This window comes from Kribbella sp. NPDC026611, assembly GCF_040638345.1.
Classification (GTDB): domain Bacteria; phylum Actinomycetota; class Actinomycetes; order Propionibacteriales; family Kribbellaceae; genus Kribbella.
The window spans coordinates 860,372-873,617 of the sequence record NZ_JBEZYC010000002.1 but is presented as its reverse complement, the minus strand read 5'-3'; the positions used below and the strand labels follow the sequence as shown (position 1 = coordinate 873,617).

General features: G+C 68.2%; 17 protein-coding genes. 10 read left to right on the top strand and 7 right to left on the bottom strand.

What is annotated here, in order from left to right:
* The first annotated feature begins 23 nt into the window (after window positions 1-23).
* Window positions 24-974, top strand: coding sequence for a glycoside hydrolase family 19 protein (locus AB0E69_RS10190; RefSeq protein WP_360142355.1), 951 nt, complete (start codon window positions 24-26; stop codon window positions 972-974).
* Window positions 975-1,045: 71 nt separating this feature from the next.
* On the opposite strand, the gene AB0E69_RS10185 is transcribed toward AB0E69_RS10190, so the two are convergent.
* From AB0E69_RS10185 to AB0E69_RS10175, 3 genes are read right to left on the bottom strand one after another with little or no spacing between them, the layout of a single operon-like run.
* Window positions 1,046-1,837 carry a hypothetical protein gene (locus AB0E69_RS10185; RefSeq protein ID WP_360142353.1) on the bottom strand — a complete coding sequence of 264 codons (792 nt, stop codon included), beginning with the start codon at window positions 1,835-1,837 and terminating at the stop codon, window positions 1,046-1,048.
* Entirely contained in the window at window positions 1,834-2,430 is a 597-nt protein-coding gene (locus AB0E69_RS10180; protein ID WP_360142351.1) for an RNA polymerase sigma factor, read from the bottom strand. Before AB0E69_RS10180 ends, AB0E69_RS10185 begins: the two co-directional genes overlap by 4 nt.
* A gap of 43 nt (window positions 2,431-2,473) precedes the next feature.
* Window positions 2,474-3,157 carry a methyltransferase domain-containing protein gene (locus AB0E69_RS10175; protein ID WP_360142349.1) on the bottom strand — a complete coding sequence of 228 codons (684 nt, stop codon included), beginning with the start codon at window positions 3,155-3,157 and terminating at the stop codon, window positions 2,474-2,476.
* A gap of 82 nt (window positions 3,158-3,239) precedes the next feature.
* Here AB0E69_RS10175 and AB0E69_RS10170 point away from each other — a divergent pair, with 82 nt between their 5' ends.
* Together AB0E69_RS10170 and AB0E69_RS10165 are read left to right on the top strand one after the other, a co-directional pair.
* Entirely contained in the window at window positions 3,240-3,668 is a 429-nt protein-coding gene (locus AB0E69_RS10170) for an AraC family transcriptional regulator (RefSeq protein WP_360142347.1), read from the top strand.
* A 33-nt stretch (window positions 3,669-3,701) separates the two neighbouring features.
* Complete coding sequence (locus tag AB0E69_RS10165; RefSeq protein WP_360142345.1) at window positions 3,702-4,130, top strand: VOC family protein; 429 nt, start codon at window positions 3,702-3,704, stop codon at window positions 4,128-4,130.
* 14 nt (window positions 4,131-4,144) lie between these two features.
* Here AB0E69_RS10165 and AB0E69_RS10160 read toward each other — a convergent pair whose 3' ends face one another.
* Window positions 4,145-4,681, bottom strand: coding sequence for a hypothetical protein (locus AB0E69_RS10160; protein WP_360142343.1), 537 nt, complete (start codon window positions 4,679-4,681; stop codon window positions 4,145-4,147).
* Between the two features lie 84 nt (window positions 4,682-4,765).
* On the opposite strand from AB0E69_RS10160, the gene AB0E69_RS10155 reads away from it, so the two are divergent.
* Together AB0E69_RS10155 and AB0E69_RS10150 are read left to right on the top strand one after the other, a co-directional pair.
* A complete protein-coding gene (locus AB0E69_RS10155; RefSeq protein WP_360142341.1) occupies window positions 4,766-5,638 on the top strand; it encodes a hypothetical protein in 873 nt (290 codons plus the stop codon).
* The gene (locus tag AB0E69_RS10150; RefSeq protein WP_360142339.1) at window positions 5,635-5,988 is read left to right on the top strand and encodes a GntR family transcriptional regulator; all 354 of its coding nucleotides are present in this window, start codon (window positions 5,635-5,637) and stop codon (window positions 5,986-5,988) included. Before AB0E69_RS10155 ends, AB0E69_RS10150 begins: the two co-directional genes overlap by 4 nt.
* 13 nt (window positions 5,989-6,001) lie before the next feature.
* Here AB0E69_RS10150 and AB0E69_RS10145 read toward each other — a convergent pair whose 3' ends face one another.
* Entirely contained in the window at window positions 6,002-6,925 is a 924-nt protein-coding gene (locus AB0E69_RS10145) for an aminoglycoside phosphotransferase family protein (RefSeq protein WP_360142337.1), read from the bottom strand.
* A gap of 68 nt (window positions 6,926-6,993) precedes the next feature.
* Here AB0E69_RS10145 and AB0E69_RS10140 point away from each other — a divergent pair, with 68 nt between their 5' ends.
* The 4 genes from AB0E69_RS10140 (at window position 6,994) to AB0E69_RS10125 (ending at window position 9,764) form a co-directional block, all read left to right on the top strand.
* Window positions 6,994-7,518, top strand: coding sequence for a hypothetical protein (locus AB0E69_RS10140; RefSeq protein ID WP_360142335.1), 525 nt, complete (start codon window positions 6,994-6,996; stop codon window positions 7,516-7,518).
* A 107-nt stretch (window positions 7,519-7,625) separates the two neighbouring features.
* Window positions 7,626-7,949 (top strand): YciI family protein, encoded by a 324-nt coding sequence (locus AB0E69_RS10135; RefSeq protein ID WP_360143018.1) that lies wholly within the window; start codon window positions 7,626-7,628, stop codon window positions 7,947-7,949.
* Window positions 7,946-9,169 (top strand): RNA polymerase sigma factor, encoded by a 1,224-nt coding sequence (locus tag AB0E69_RS10130; RefSeq protein WP_360142333.1) that lies wholly within the window; start codon window positions 7,946-7,948, stop codon window positions 9,167-9,169. Before AB0E69_RS10135 ends, AB0E69_RS10130 begins: the two co-directional genes overlap by 4 nt.
* Before the next feature lies 1 nt (window position 9,170).
* Window positions 9,171-9,764, top strand: coding sequence for a DinB family protein (locus tag AB0E69_RS10125; protein WP_360142331.1), 594 nt, complete (start codon window positions 9,171-9,173; stop codon window positions 9,762-9,764).
* Here the strand turns inward: AB0E69_RS10125 and AB0E69_RS10120 are convergent.
* Both AB0E69_RS10120 and AB0E69_RS10115 read right to left on the bottom strand, forming a co-directional pair.
* Complete coding sequence (locus AB0E69_RS10120) at window positions 9,754-9,939, bottom strand: hypothetical protein (protein ID WP_360142329.1); 186 nt, start codon at window positions 9,937-9,939, stop codon at window positions 9,754-9,756. The genes AB0E69_RS10125 and AB0E69_RS10120 overlap by 11 nt on opposite strands.
* Window positions 9,940-9,994: 55 nt before the next feature.
* Window positions 9,995-10,714, bottom strand: coding sequence for a class I SAM-dependent methyltransferase (locus AB0E69_RS10115; RefSeq protein ID WP_360142327.1), 720 nt, complete (start codon window positions 10,712-10,714; stop codon window positions 9,995-9,997).
* Between the two features lie 502 nt (window positions 10,715-11,216).
* Between AB0E69_RS10115 and AB0E69_RS10110 the strand changes: the two genes are divergently transcribed.
* A complete protein-coding gene (locus AB0E69_RS10110; protein ID WP_360142325.1) occupies window positions 11,217-13,235 on the top strand; it encodes a GxGYxYP domain-containing protein in 2,019 nt (672 codons plus the stop codon).
* Window positions 13,236-13,246: the final 11 nt, after the last annotated feature.

Genomic DNA, 13,246 nt, shown 5'->3' with positions numbered 1-13,246 from the left:
CTCCTTCCGCCCGGGAGTTGCTCATGCGTCGACTCGTTACTGCCCTGCTGGCCGCGGCCGGTCTGGTCAGCACAGCCCTGGTCGCGGCGTCACCGGCGTACGCGACTGTCTTCCAGACCTACGGCAGCGGCGTGAACGTCCGCGCCGACGCTTTCCTCTCCTCGCCGGTCGTCCGGACGCTGTCCGGCCCGACGTCGATCGACGTCGACTGCCAGAAGCACGGCGACCGGGTCACCACCTCCGACGGGACCAGCGAGTGGTGGGCGCACGTGCCCGCGCTCGGTGGTTACCTGACGGTGGTGTACGTCGCCGTACCGGAGGACAAGCTGCCCGGCGTGCCGGAGTGCGGCGGCGATCCGAACCCGCCGGCCGGGGACATCACGCTCGCCGATGTCCAGGCGATGTTCGGCAGCCGGATCGCGAACCCGTCGATCGTGCAGACCGGCCTGCCGTCGCTCAACCAGGCGATGCGGGACGCGAACATCAACACGCCGTACCGGCAGGCGGCGTTCCTGGCGACGCTGGTGCACGAGTCGCGGCTGGAGTACAACATCCGCGAGATCGGCGACACCCGGCTGTACGGCGGACGCGGGTACATCCAGCTGACTGGCGACTTCAACTACCGGCCGGCCGGGCAGTACTTCGGCATCGACCTGATCGGGAACCCGGATCTCGCGCTGTCGCTGCAGTGGAGCGCGCCGATCGCCCGCTGGTACTGGACCGTTGCCCGCAACATCAACCCGTACGCCGACAACCTCGACATGGGCCGCGTGAACGCAGCGATCGGGTACCCGGCCGGCGCAGAGGACCAGCGGCGCTGTGACTCGTTCAAGAGCGCGCTGCAGTATCTGACCGGGTCGGTGCCCGCCGGAGTGATCTGCACGCGTCCGGCGAAGCTGGCCGGTGACACGGCCAAGCTCACGCGCAGTCAGTTCGACAGCCTGGCCAAGAACGGGTCCAGCGGTCTCGGCTGACCTATCAGCCCTATCAGCAGAGCCGGCCGGGTCCCCCAAGTCCCGGCCGGCTCGCCTGCTCCGCTAGAGAGTCAGCTGTAGAGGCTGTCGGAGTAGAGCTGCTTGCCCGCCTGGTCGAACGCGCGTATGTCGGCGTCGACCTGGCCGGACTGGTCGACCGCTCCGGGCTGGACGGCCACGACGTACCCGGCGTTGTCGACGACTGGTGTGCGGTACCAGGAGGAGGCGCCGCCGGTCCAGCGGATCCGTAGCTCCAGCCATGCGACGTTGGAGGCAGCCATGAAGCTGTACTCGACTCGTACGGCGTGGTCCTCTTGCGCGATGCCCCAGCGGCCGGAGATCGGTGTGCTGAGGTCGGTGAACTCGCCGGGGCTACCAGCGGTGCGCAGTACGTCGTCGTCCAGGCACTGGTACCACCAGCCGTCGGTGCTGTACGCCGTCTGTAGCAGGCGCGTGCCTTCTGGGACGGTGAGCCAGTGCGCCGTGCGGGGGCGGGACGGATCCAGCGTGGCCGGAGCACCGGTGGAGACCGGGGCCTTGTCGTGGTCGACCTTCTGGGCCAGGCAGGTGGCGAGCGTGCTGTTGCCCTCGGCCGGGTTGGCGGGGCCGAGGTCGACGGACTCCACCGGGGACTGGTCGGCTGGTACCTGCGCGACCTGAGGGGCGCCGGCCGGCTGGGGGCTGGTTTTGCTGAGTACGACGACTCCCGTGGCGATGATTGCCACTCCGCAGGTCGCGGCGAGCACCGGGACCCATTTTGGTGGGCGTGCTCGCCGGTAGGCATTACTGACCAGTTGGTGGCGCAGATCGTCGGCGTACTCGGCATCGAGTGTCTCGACCGGGGGTGGGGTGGTCAGGTTCATCGGTGGTCCTCCAGGAGAGCGGGGAGGCGTCGGCGGGCGCGGTGCAGGCGGGCCTTGACCGTGCCCTCGGCGACTCCGAGGACGGTTGCGGCATCGGCGATGGAGAGTTCTGCCCAGTACACGAGCTCCACGGTGTCCCGCTCGTGGCCAGGGAGGGCAGAGAGCGCTCTCCGGACGTCCCGGATGCGTTTCTCGGAGTCGAGCCGGGCGGCGACGGACTCGGCGTGGTCCGGGTGGTGGAGCGGCGTCGGCTGGCGGAGCAGGAACTGGGCCAGTCGGCGGCGGGCGCGGGTGGCGTTGCGGAGCTCGTTGCGGGTGATCGCGAGGAGCCAGGGGAGGGCACTGTCGTGTTGCAGGGCGCCGGGATCGTCGCGCTTGAAGATTCGCCAGACGGTGACGAAGGCGGCCTGGACCGCGTCGTCAGCGGTCGCGTAGGAGCCGGTGTGCCGAACGGCGTACGCGTGGACGGCGGCGGCGTACCGGGTGAAGAGCTCGCCCAGGGCCTCGGGTTCCTGCCGGCGCAGGGCGTCCCACAGGAGGACGTCGTCCTGCGCCGGTGGAGGCTTCTCCGGCCGGCTCGAAGTCATGGTCATACCCAACAGGGTCCGCAGGTCCCGATCGGGTTGCCGGCGCGTTTCAGAGCGGGCGAGCGCTCACCCACGTCTTGTCGGGGGTCAGGTACTTCGCGAGTCGCAGCCCGGCCGCGGTCAGTTGGGAGACGAGCTCCTCGTCGGAGAGGTTCTTGGTGAGAATGTGCTGGGACCAGGTGCGGCCGCCGATCGTGTGCGTCAGCGTCGCGGCCTGGATGTTTCCCGGGCGTTCCTCGACGTCGGAGATCACGAGTTTGCGGTACTCGTTCTCCAGTACCGCGGGACCGCGGAGCATGCCCGGAACCTGTTGCTGGAGGACAACCGTTCCGCCGGGGCGAATGTGGTGTGCGCAGGTCCGGAGCAGTCGCGCGCGTTCCTCGTCGTCGGCGACGTTGATCAGGTACGACATCATCAGCACCACGTCGAACCGCCGGTCCAGGTGGAGCTCGCCGATCCCGGCGCAGATCGGCTCTGCTCCCGGCGCGTTCTCGACGACCCGCGCGACCATGTCGGGGGACTCGTCGACCGCGACCACCTGATGCCCGAAGTCGAGCAGGGGGCGCGTGATCCGGCCAGTGCCGCAGCCGAGCTCGAGAATGCTGCTGCCGGGTTCGATCGCGGCGTTGATGAACTCGTCCTCGCCGTGGGCGGGCGTCACCTCGTACAGCTCGACCGCGCTGCCGTCCGGCGTGTGCGGTCCCGGTCCGGTGCCACTCTGTCCGACTCTCATGGTCTTACCGTCGGCACGCTGCCGAAGGCCTGCCAGTCTTTCGGTACCGGCCGAAAGTCCGCGGGCGTACTACGCTCGCCGGGTGGGGATCGTCGTACCGGCCGAGCTGTTGCCGCACCTGCGCCGCGCCCGGGATGTTGCCGATCGCAACTACGCTGAGCCGCTCGACCTGGCCGGGCTGGCGGCGGCCGCGGGCGTGTCGAAGTACCACTTCCTGCGCTGCTTCGCCGCGGCGTACGGCGAGACGCCGATGCAGTACGTGACCCGGCGCCGGATCGAGCGGGCGACCGACCTGCTCCGGGCGACGAACCTGACCGTGACCGAGGTGTGCGGGCTTGTCGGGTACAGCAGCCTCGGGTCGTTCTCGCAGCGGTTCACGGAGCTGGTCGGGCTGACGCCGACGGAGTACCAGAAGACGCAGAGCGGGGCGCGGATCCCGGGGTGCTTCGTCTTCATGCTCGGGCTGAACTCCGCAATTCCGGAGAAGCCTGCGCGGGAGTCGCGGCCGTAGCGTCGTACCCACGACGAGTTGCAGGAGGAACTGATGATCACCAACGTCAGTCTGGTCACGGTCTACGTGAACGACATCGACGAGGCGAAGGCGTTCTACTCCGAGAAGCTGGGGTTCGAGCTCGGTGACGACATCACGCTCAGCGAGGACTTCCGCTGGTGCACGGTGCACCAGGCCGACCATCCGGAGCTCGAGCTGGCGCTGATGCTCCCCGGTCCGCCGCTGGACGAGGAGTCGGCCGGGTGGATCAGCCGGATCATGGCGAAGGGGTCGATGCACGGGGTCGGGCTGGCGACGGACGACTGCCGGAAGACGTTCGCTGAGCTGACCGCGAAGGGCGTCGAGTACCTCCAGGAGCCGGCGGACCGGCCGTACGGCGTGGAGGCGGTGCTGAGGGACAACTCGGGCAACTGGCTGGTCCTGGTCGAGCAGAAGCCGTACGATCCGGCCGACTTCGCCTGAGCCTGCGCGCGGGTTTACGCGACGGCTTGAGCGAGGTCCGTGGCGTACTTGATCAGTTCTTCGTCGGACGGGCCGACCGGCGGGCTCTCGACCATCGCGACGATGCTGCCGCGGGCGACGCCGCACTCCCGGGTCAGGAGCCGGCCGACGACGCGAGTCCCGCAGTACCCGGGCTCGAGTTTCTTGACGTCGATGTCGCCGATCACGTCCTTCACCTGGTTCGTCGAGCCGGCGACGCTGACGTGGTGCTCTTGGTAGTCGTCGCCGGAACCGGTGCTGTAGGACGTGCTCACCTCCCAGTCGTAGTCGAGGCCGGCGAGCGCGTACTGCGGCTTGTCCGAACCGACGAGTTTGAGCTCGCCGGCTGTCGCCGGCCACTTCGCCAGCTGCTGGACCTTCGGCACATGCTTGCCGAACGGCCCTGGCCCATCGATGACACCGAGCTGTCCCAGTCCGACCAGAGCCAGCAGCAGGACCACCAGTGGCACGGCGATGAGCACAAGCGCCCGGACGCCACCGGCCCGCGACGTGTTGTTCCCCGAGAACGACATGCCGCCCACTCTCCCGGACCCAAAGGGTCACTTGACTCCGGCTCTTTGTATCAATACATTTGGTACAAAGAACCGGAGGGAGTGATGGTCGTGCTGACAATCGAGGTGCTGCTGCTCGGGACGGCCTTGCTGTTCCTGCTGACTCGCCGGCGGACCGCGATCCGGGAGGTCGGGCGGCTGGTCGAGCACGGTGGTTTGCCCGCCGAGCCGGAGCTGATCGAGGCGGCGCAGGGGTGGTACATGCGTCGCCAGGTGGTGCTGCTGATCGGGATGGTGGCGGGCGCGTTGCTGGGTGGTGCCGTGGTGCTGATTCTTCGGCCGGGCGGGGATTTCAGGCTCGCGTCGGAGTTCGACATCAGGTTGCTGACGGGCATGATCGCGGTGACGGCGGCGGTCGGTGGGCTGGCGTCGCTCGTCCACAGCTACCGGACCGTGCGGGCGTCGCGTTTCGACGGTCCGCGGACGGCCACGCTCCGGCCGCGGCAGCTGCGCGACTACCTGAGTCCGGTCGAGATCGCGATCCAGTACGGCGCTTTGCTGCTGCCCGCGGTCGCCGCGGTGATGGGGATCGTCATACTGCGGAGCAGCGATCATCCGGGGCGGGGCTGGATCCTGATCGGGAGTGGGATCGCCGCCGCACCGCTGTGGGGGTTGGGGATCTTGCTGCAGCGAAAGGCGCTGGAGGTGAACCAGCCGTCGCGGGGTGCGGCCGAGCTGCGGTGGCAGGAGGCGTTGCGGGCCACGACGTTGCGGGACATCGCGTCGTCCGGGCTGACGGTTTGCTGGCTGCTCGGTGCGGCGATTCCGATGTCGTTCCAGTGGCCGGCGGATGCGCCGGCGTACTTCTCGGGGCTGGCGGGCGTGTTGTTCCTGATCTCGCTCGGGCTGCTGTGCTTGTCCACCATCGTCGGCCGGAGCGGGAGCGCGCTGCGGCGGGTGGAGCGGGTCGTCGGATGATCATCTCGGTCGACCCGGCGGCAGCGAAACCGCCGTACGAGCAGGTGAAGGACCAGATCGATGGGCTGATCCGTGCGGGTGAACTTGCCCAAGGCACCCGCCTCCCGACCGTCCGCCAGCTGGCCGGCGACCTGGGGCTGGCCGTCAACACCGTCGCCCGCGCCTACAAAGAACTGGAAAGCGCCCGCCTGATCGAGACCCGGGGCCGCAACGGCACCTTCGTCCTGGCCTCCCGAAGCCGGGTCGACGACGAAGAATCCCAAGCTGCCGCGACCGTCTTCGCAAGAGCCGCCCGCCGAGCCAACCTCTCCCTAGCCGAAGCCACCGAACTCCTCCACCGCGCCTGGTAGTCAGCCCCACGTGCTAGGTGGTGGTGTAGGCGGTGAAGATTGTGGTGAGGGTTTGGTGGGCGGCCTGGAACTCGGGGGCGGCTGCCGGGTCTTGGTAGGTGTAGAGGGCGGTGGCTAGGGCTTTCCAGAGGGCCCAGCCTTGGCCTCGGGACCAGGTCGGGTTGTCTGTTGAGAGGTGGTTGCGGAAGAGGGTGCGGGCGGTGGGGGTCAGGAGGGTCCATGCGATGGCTAGGTCGCAGGAGGGATCGCCTACGCCGCAGGTGCCGAAGTCAATGATGGCGGTGAGGCGGCCGTCGGCGAGTAGGAGGTTGCCTTCGGCTACGTCTCCGTGGAACCACCGGTCCACGCCGTCCCAGCGCGAGGCAAGGGCGTCCGTCCAGATCTGGCGCGCGAGGGCGACGTCGACGTACCCGTCCAGTTCTTCGAGTGCCTGCTGGACGAGCTTGTCGTAGGTGCGGAGAGTGCCGCCGCGGTACCAGTTGTGGATCCCGGGCTGCGGGCCGTCGGTGGCGTCGACGCTCTGCAGGGCGGCGAGGAAGCCGGCCAGGTCCAGGGCGAACTGCTCCGGGTCGGCGATGCGGTCGGACGTCGCGGTGACGCCGTCGAGCCAGCGGTAGATCGACCACGGGTGCGGGTAGTCCGCGGTCGGCTTCCCCAAGCTCACCGGGACGGGGATGGTCAGCGGGAGTTGAGGAGCGAGGACCGGGAGCCACCGGTGCTCCTTCTCGACGGCTTCGGCGTACTCCGCGGCGCTCGGCAGCCGCACGACCAGCTCGGTCCCGAGGTGGAACGTCCAGTTGTCCCACCCGCCCTTCGCCACGGGCTCGACAGGAAGCCCGGCCCACTCGGGGAACTGCGTCGCGACAAGACGACGTACCTGCTCGGTCTCGACGGCGACGCGCACCGGGACGGGACCGAGGTCCGGTGTCTGAGTCACGCTGCCCCCTTCGTGAAATCGCGGCGTCGGACGAGGGTACGCCACCCGCGTCGGGGAAGATGCTGGCTATGAATGAGGAGAAGGACTTCGTCGCCGACCAGGTCGAGGCAGCGGAGGCCGACGCCGAGCGGGTGCAGCAGGAGGTTGCGCAAACGGTCGGTGAGCCGGCTGCGCAGGAGGAGTGGATCCGCCAGTCCAACCTGGTGTACGGCGGGTTGGCGGCGGCCGGGCTGGTCGTCGTACAGCCGTTCCTGACCGTGGATTCGCTGGATGTGCCCGCGACCGTGTGCGTGGTTGCCTTTGCGGTGTCGCTTCCGTTGCTGGCGGGGTTGGCGGTGCTCAACCGGCAGGAGGCGTTCCGGCGACAGGTGACGCGGTCGCGGACGGTCAGTGTGGCCAAGGCCGTCGCGCAGGGTGCCTCCTTCGTCGGGCTGACAGCGGCCTTCTGGCACATCTCGTTGGTGGCTGGGGCCGTGTTCCTGCTGGCCGGCTTCGTCGCGGTCGGGGTGCACTCCTCGGGGTACGTGCAGTTGGAGTACGACTCGAAGTTCCGTTCCCGCTTCACCCGGCGGAGGCGCAATGACGTCGCGTAACCCCCTGACCCGAAAAGATCTGGGGAGTGTTGTCGGATTGGGGGAGGGGAGTTCGTAGCGGGGGTGAGAGGCTGCTGACGAGGGCGGCCTGGATGACGGGAGCTGAGATGCAGTACGTGTTTTCGGTGCTGTTCGACGAGGTCGGGTTCGCCACGCCGGAGGAGGACGCGGCGATCGACGTGTTCAACGCTCAGTTGCAGGCGGACGGGCACTGGGTGTTCGGCGCCGGGCTCGGCGCGCCGTCGACGGCGACCGTGATCGACAACCGGGGGGAGAAGGCGATGTTCACCGACGGCCCGTACCTCGAGTCGAAGGAGTTCGTCGGCGGGTTCTGGATCATCGACGCGGACGACCTGGACCTGGCGCTCAAGCTCGCCGAGGGCGCGTCGAAGGCGTGCAACCGCAAGATCGAGGTGCGACCGATCCTGTGAGCGACGTACAAGCCGCGATCACCGCGGCCCACCACGAGGAGTGGGCCCGGGTGGTCGCTTCGCTGACCAAGCGGTTCGGCGATCTCGACATTGCCGAGGAAGCCGCGGCCGAGGCGTTCGCGACGGCGGTGGCGCGGTGGCCGGAGGACGGCGTACCGCCGAACCCCGGCGCCTGGCTGACCACGACTGCGAACCGCAAGGCCATCGACCGGCTCCGGCGGGAGAACAAGCGCGACGACAAGCACAAGGAGGCTCTGATGCTGTACGACGAACCGCCTGAGCCTCTCGGTGTCATCGACGACGAGCGGCTCCGGCTGATCTTCACCTGTTGCCACCCTGCCCTCTCGCTGGAGGCGCGGGTCGCGCTGACGCTGCGGATGGTCGGGGGACTGACCGTGCCGGAGATCGCGCGGGCGTTCCTGGCGCAGGAGTCCGCGATCGGGCAGCGGATCACGCGGGCGAAGGCGAAGATCAAGGACGCCCGCATCCCGTACCGGGTGCCCTCCGCGGAAGACCTTCCGGGGCGCGTGTCCGGCGTACTCTCGGTGCTCTTCCTGGTCTTCAACGAGGGGTACCTGGCGACCGGGCCCGACACCGATCCCGTGCGGCACACGCTGACGGCCGAGGCGATCCGGCTGACGCGGCTGATCCGGGCGCTGCTGCCGGGCGACGGCGAGACTGCTGGGCTGCTGGCGCTCATGCTGCTCACCGAGGCTCGCCGTACGGCGCGTGTCTCGTCCGACGGCGAGCTGGTCACGTTGACCGATCAGGACCGCGGCTGCTGGGACACCGCGCTCATCGCCGAAGGTCATCGGCTGGTGCGGGAGCGGCTGGCGGCTGGGGTCGCTCCTGGGCGGTACCAGATCCTGGCGGCGATCAACGCCGTACACACCTCGGCCCGCGACGTGCGGGACACCGACTGGTCGCAGGTGGTCGCGTTGTACGACCAGCTGGTTCGCATCGATCCCACGCCGATCGTCGCCCTCAACCGCGCCATCGCCGTCGCCGAGCTCGACGGCCCCGAGGTGGCGCTGGCCACGATCGACCGGCTCGAGCCGAAGTTGGCTGGGTACCACGCCTTTCACGCGGCGCGAGCTGATCTCCTCCGCCGGTTGGGCAACAGCCAGGAGTCACGCGCCGCGTACGACAAAGCCATCGAGCTCGCCGGCAACACCGCCGAGACCGCCTATCTGAAGCGCCGCCGCGAGCAACTGGGGTGACATGATCGACGATTTCGCCAAGCAGTACCTGCACGACGAGCTGGTGTGGACCCGCGAGGTGCTGCTCTCGAAGCTCGACGGCCTCTCGGAGTACGACGTACGCCGCCCGCTCACCACGACTGGTACGAACCTGCTCGGCCTGGTCAAGCACCTGTCCGCGACCGAGGGCCGCTACTTCAGCGAAATCTTCGACCGCCCGGCCCCTTGGCCGCTCCCGGCCTGGGACAGCGACGAAGCCTGGACCGGCGAAGACATGTGGGCCACCGAACACGAGTCCCGCGCCGACATTCTCGACCGCTACCAACTAGCAGCCGAGTACACCGACGCCACCATCAAGGCCCTCCCGATCGACGCTCCTGGTTACGTCCCCTGGTGGCCGCGCCCGAACGTCAAGCTCTTCAACATCCTCACCCACGTCCTGACCGAAACCACCCGCCACACCGGCCACGCCGACATCCTCCGAGAATCCCTCGACGGTCAAGTAGGCCAGGGCCCGCTGGCCAAATCCCTCCACGGCAAGACCCCGGAGTACTGGGAAGCCCGCCGCACCACCATCGAAGCCGCCGCCAGAGCCGCCTCCGAGCTCAACCGCTGAATTTGCGGAGGTTTCCGAAGAAGGTCTGGATGTCGGCGATCAGCAGTTCGGGGGACTGGGTGGCCGCGAAGTGGCCGGGCCGGTCGTAGACGTTCCAGGACACGAGACTCTGGTGGTCGCGATGGACGAACCGCCGGACCGGCTTGGTGTCCTCGCCGAACTGGGCAAGACCCACCGGCACCGTCCTCGATCGCAGGTCGAACCTGTGCGGCGATTCTTGACATTCACGCTTACGGGTTGAGCCGGCGGGCTCGCAGGACGCCGGTCAGGAGTGGAAGGGAGAACTCACCCGCCGTCTCGGGCCGGGTTTGCAGGTAGGCGCGGATGCGATCGAGGGTGATCGTTCGGTCTGGTTCGCGCATGACGAGCATGCCTGCTCTGGTGCCGAGGGTCGCGACCAGGGATTCCGCGGTACGGCGCTGGCCGTGCGGGAACTCGGCGTGCTCGGGTTGGCCGAAGCGCGAGGAACGGAGGTGGGCTGTTGCTTCGCGCCAACTGGTCACGGTGTCGCGCGGTCCGATGGCTGCGGGTCCGCTGACCTGCGCGAGCCCGGCCACCCAGTCGACCCGGTCGTCCATGACGTTCCAGAGCCCGGCGAGAACCCCGTTCGGCCCCAGGACTCGGGCGATCTCGGGCCCTGCGATGTCCAGGTCGAACCAGTGCATGGCGTTCCCGGCCACCACTGCATCGACCGACTCGTCGGGCAGCGGAATCGACTCGGCACTACCCGGCAGGGCAAGCGCAGCGGGCAGCGCCCGACGCAACTCACCCGCCATCGCTTCATCGGGCTCAACAGCAATGACCTCAGCCCCAAGCTCCACCAGCACCGCGGTGAGCTTCCCAGTCCCAGCACCGAGATCAACCACCCGCCGCCCAGGCGCAAACTCAAGCACCCAACGAACCGCAGCCTCCGCATAGTCCGGCCGATGCAGGTCATACGCCTCAGCCACCTGACCAAACGACGACCTGAGACGGTTGTGCTCATCACCGCTGTGAGTCGTCAATTCCAGTCCTTCCGCCCGCCGGATCCCCAGGGTCCCAGGTGGGGGTACCTGCAGGCCACGGCAGGCCCGCTTCAATGCTGATGGATCGCCGCGACGGGCAGCCAGTCCGCGAAGTGCGCCGGCCCGCGGCAGTCACTCGCGAGCGCCAGCGAGCAACCCCCCGGCGCCAGCCGGAAAGCGCGGCGGCAGCCGCAAGACCCGGCGCCAGCCGGAAGGTCCGGCGGTAGCCGGAAGTGGGAAGTACGGCGCCAAGCCGGGGGTGGGTGGGAGCGCGCGTAGTGGGTGCGTTGAGGAGCGGAGCGACGAAGTAGCGCCCGCGGAGCACGCGTGGGCCGTTTCGGACGGAAACGATTCCAGAAATCGTGCGTGAGGTATGTACACGGTGTCTTGGGGTTGTTACTGTCCGGCGCAAGTTTGACATCGATGTCAGTGACAGGAGTGGGTCGCGATGGTCTCGAGACGAGCGTTCCTGGCGGGCAGTGGTGTGGTGGCGGCGGGGGGTCTGGGCGTGGTGCCAGGCCTCGAAACGTCAGCGCAGGCTGTGGGTTCATCGACGTCCGGCAGCCCCGTCCGGCTGCTGCCGGGGTTCAACCGCCCTAAGCACCTCAACTACGGCGATCTGAGCAAAATGACCGGCGGGGACCAGACCCTGCTGACAACGTTGCAAGGAGTCGTCAACCGGACCGAACCGGAGCTGTACTTCAACTACGACACCGGCACCCAGAGCACGCCGGACCTCAAGTGGCTCAAGGACATGCGGCTGCCGACGACGACGTACGCGAACCCGCTGGACCTGGTGGCGAAGTACCGCTCCCGGATCCGCGGCGCGATCGTGCACGACCCCGCCGTACCGGACTCGATCAACGTGGCCACGACCCTGGCCGGCCTGGAGAACGCGGTCGTCGCGGACGCGGACCAGGCGAAGGCGCACGGGCTCAGGATCGTCAAGGACCTGCGCGGGATGTTCGACGCCGACCGCGTCAAGACCTACAGGTGGCAGCTCGACAACCTGTACCCGCGGGTGACGCACCAGCTGCTCGCCGGCCTCCCGCCGACCCACGTGGTGAGCGTGGAGAACGTGCAGTGGCAGGAGATCGCGCGGGAGACCCGGCAGATCCGCGACTCGTCCAACCGGGGCAACTACGACCTGGACGTCTCCGCCAAGCTCGGCAAGGAGAAGGTGTTCGTCCGCTTCCAGGACTCGTTCACCGACGACGGCTGGGGCCCGTCCGTCTCCGAGGTCTGGGTGAAGGCGAACGGCACCGAGATCGCCCACTTCAAGCCGAACACCCCGGAGGAGGCGCAGTACCTGTTCGACGGCGCCAACTCGAGCATCGGTGGTGACGCCAACCGTTTCAGCGACGGCGGCGGCTACTACATCTACGCGTTCGCGCCACCGGCAGGTACGACGTCCCTCGTCGTCACCGTGACCATGTGGAACCAGTACCTGGTCACGATCACCGACACAGCACCCACCCGCATCGAGCCGTTCGCCTACTTCCGCGACTACGTGGTGGCGACGAAGGCCATGGTGAGCTGGCTACCGCCAGGCGGTGCTACAGGCGACCTGCTCATCGAGTACTTCGCCAAGTACCCCACGCTCGCCCCGTACATGGGCTGGTTCGCCAACGACGTCTCCGGCGAGTGGGACGGTGTCGACCTCGCCTCGAAGGGCGGTTCGCCTGTAGTAGCGGCCGACTTCTACATGAACGGCACAGTGCACGCGGGCTTCGCCGCACCGATCTCTGACAGGCCACGGCCGATCAGGAGGATCAGCAAGCCGAAGAACAAGGTCTACGTGACCCTGACCTTCGGTGAGGGCGACAACATCCAGTACTGCCAGCGCCGCCTGCGTGAGATCTGGGACGACCCCAAGCGCGGCGAGGTACCGACCAACTGGACCGTCAGCCCGCTGCTGGCCGAGACAGGCCCCGGTCTGTACAGCTACTACCAGCGCACGGCGACCGCGAACGACCTGCTGGTCTGCGGCCCGTCCGGTGGCGGCTACACATACCCCGCGTCGTGGCAGGCCGACGAGCTGACGCAGTACCTCAAGATGTCCGGCTCTTTCATGCGCCGTACCGGCCTGGACATCGTCTACGCCTACAGCGGCCGCCAGGACAACAAGTGGATCCTGCTGTCCAAGCAGATCGCCGAGGGGTACGCGAACTACACCCCGACCAAGGGGATCATGCAGACCTGGGACGGTGACCCGCTGACCGTCCGGCAGGGCGGCATACCGATCACCGGTGGCTGGGGTGCACCCGGTAAAGCAGCCGAGTTCAAGGCCGCGATGGACCAGCGGATCGCCGGCTGGGACGGCGCGAGCCCGCTGTTCATCTCCGGTCTGATCGGTGCCTGGTCCTGGACCCCGTCCGACATGGCGGAGCTCGGACCGATGCTCACCGGCCCCTACGAGCTGGTACTGGCGAACACCTTCTACGACCTGCTCAACCGGGTGCTGTAACCCCCAGAACC

Bases quoted from the DNA above. Each gene is read 5' to 3' on its own strand.
- AB0E69_RS10190 (WP_360142355.1), top strand. From the start codon at position 24: ATGCGTCGACTCGTTACTGCCCTGCTGGCCGCGGCCGGTCTGGTCAGC.
- AB0E69_RS10185 (WP_360142353.1), bottom strand. From the start codon at position 1,837: ATGAACCTGACCACCCCACCCCCGGTCGAGACACTCGATGCCGAGTAC.
- AB0E69_RS10180 (WP_360142351.1), bottom strand. From the start codon at position 2,430: ATGACCATGACTTCGAGCCGGCCGGAGAAGCCTCCACCGGCGCAGGAC.
- AB0E69_RS10175 (WP_360142349.1), bottom strand. From the start codon at position 3,157: ATGAGAGTCGGACAGAGTGGCACCGGACCGGGACCGCACACGCCGGAC.
- AB0E69_RS10165 (WP_360142345.1), top strand. From the start codon at position 3,702: ATGATCACCAACGTCAGTCTGGTCACGGTCTACGTGAACGACATCGAC.
- AB0E69_RS10160 (WP_360142343.1), bottom strand. From the start codon at position 4,681: ATGTCGTTCTCGGGGAACAACACGTCGCGGGCCGGTGGCGTCCGGGCG.
- AB0E69_RS10155 (WP_360142341.1), top strand. From the start codon at position 4,766: ATGGTCGTGCTGACAATCGAGGTGCTGCTGCTCGGGACGGCCTTGCTG.
- AB0E69_RS10150 (WP_360142339.1), top strand. From the start codon at position 5,635: ATGATCATCTCGGTCGACCCGGCGGCAGCGAAACCGCCGTACGAGCAG.
- AB0E69_RS10140 (WP_360142335.1), top strand. From the start codon at position 6,994: ATGAATGAGGAGAAGGACTTCGTCGCCGACCAGGTCGAGGCAGCGGAG.
- AB0E69_RS10135 (WP_360143018.1), top strand. From the start codon at position 7,626: ATGCAGTACGTGTTTTCGGTGCTGTTCGACGAGGTCGGGTTCGCCACG.
- AB0E69_RS10125 (WP_360142331.1), top strand. From the start codon at position 9,171: ATGATCGACGATTTCGCCAAGCAGTACCTGCACGACGAGCTGGTGTGG.
- AB0E69_RS10110 (WP_360142325.1), top strand. From the start codon at position 11,217: ATGGTCTCGAGACGAGCGTTCCTGGCGGGCAGTGGTGTGGTGGCGGCG.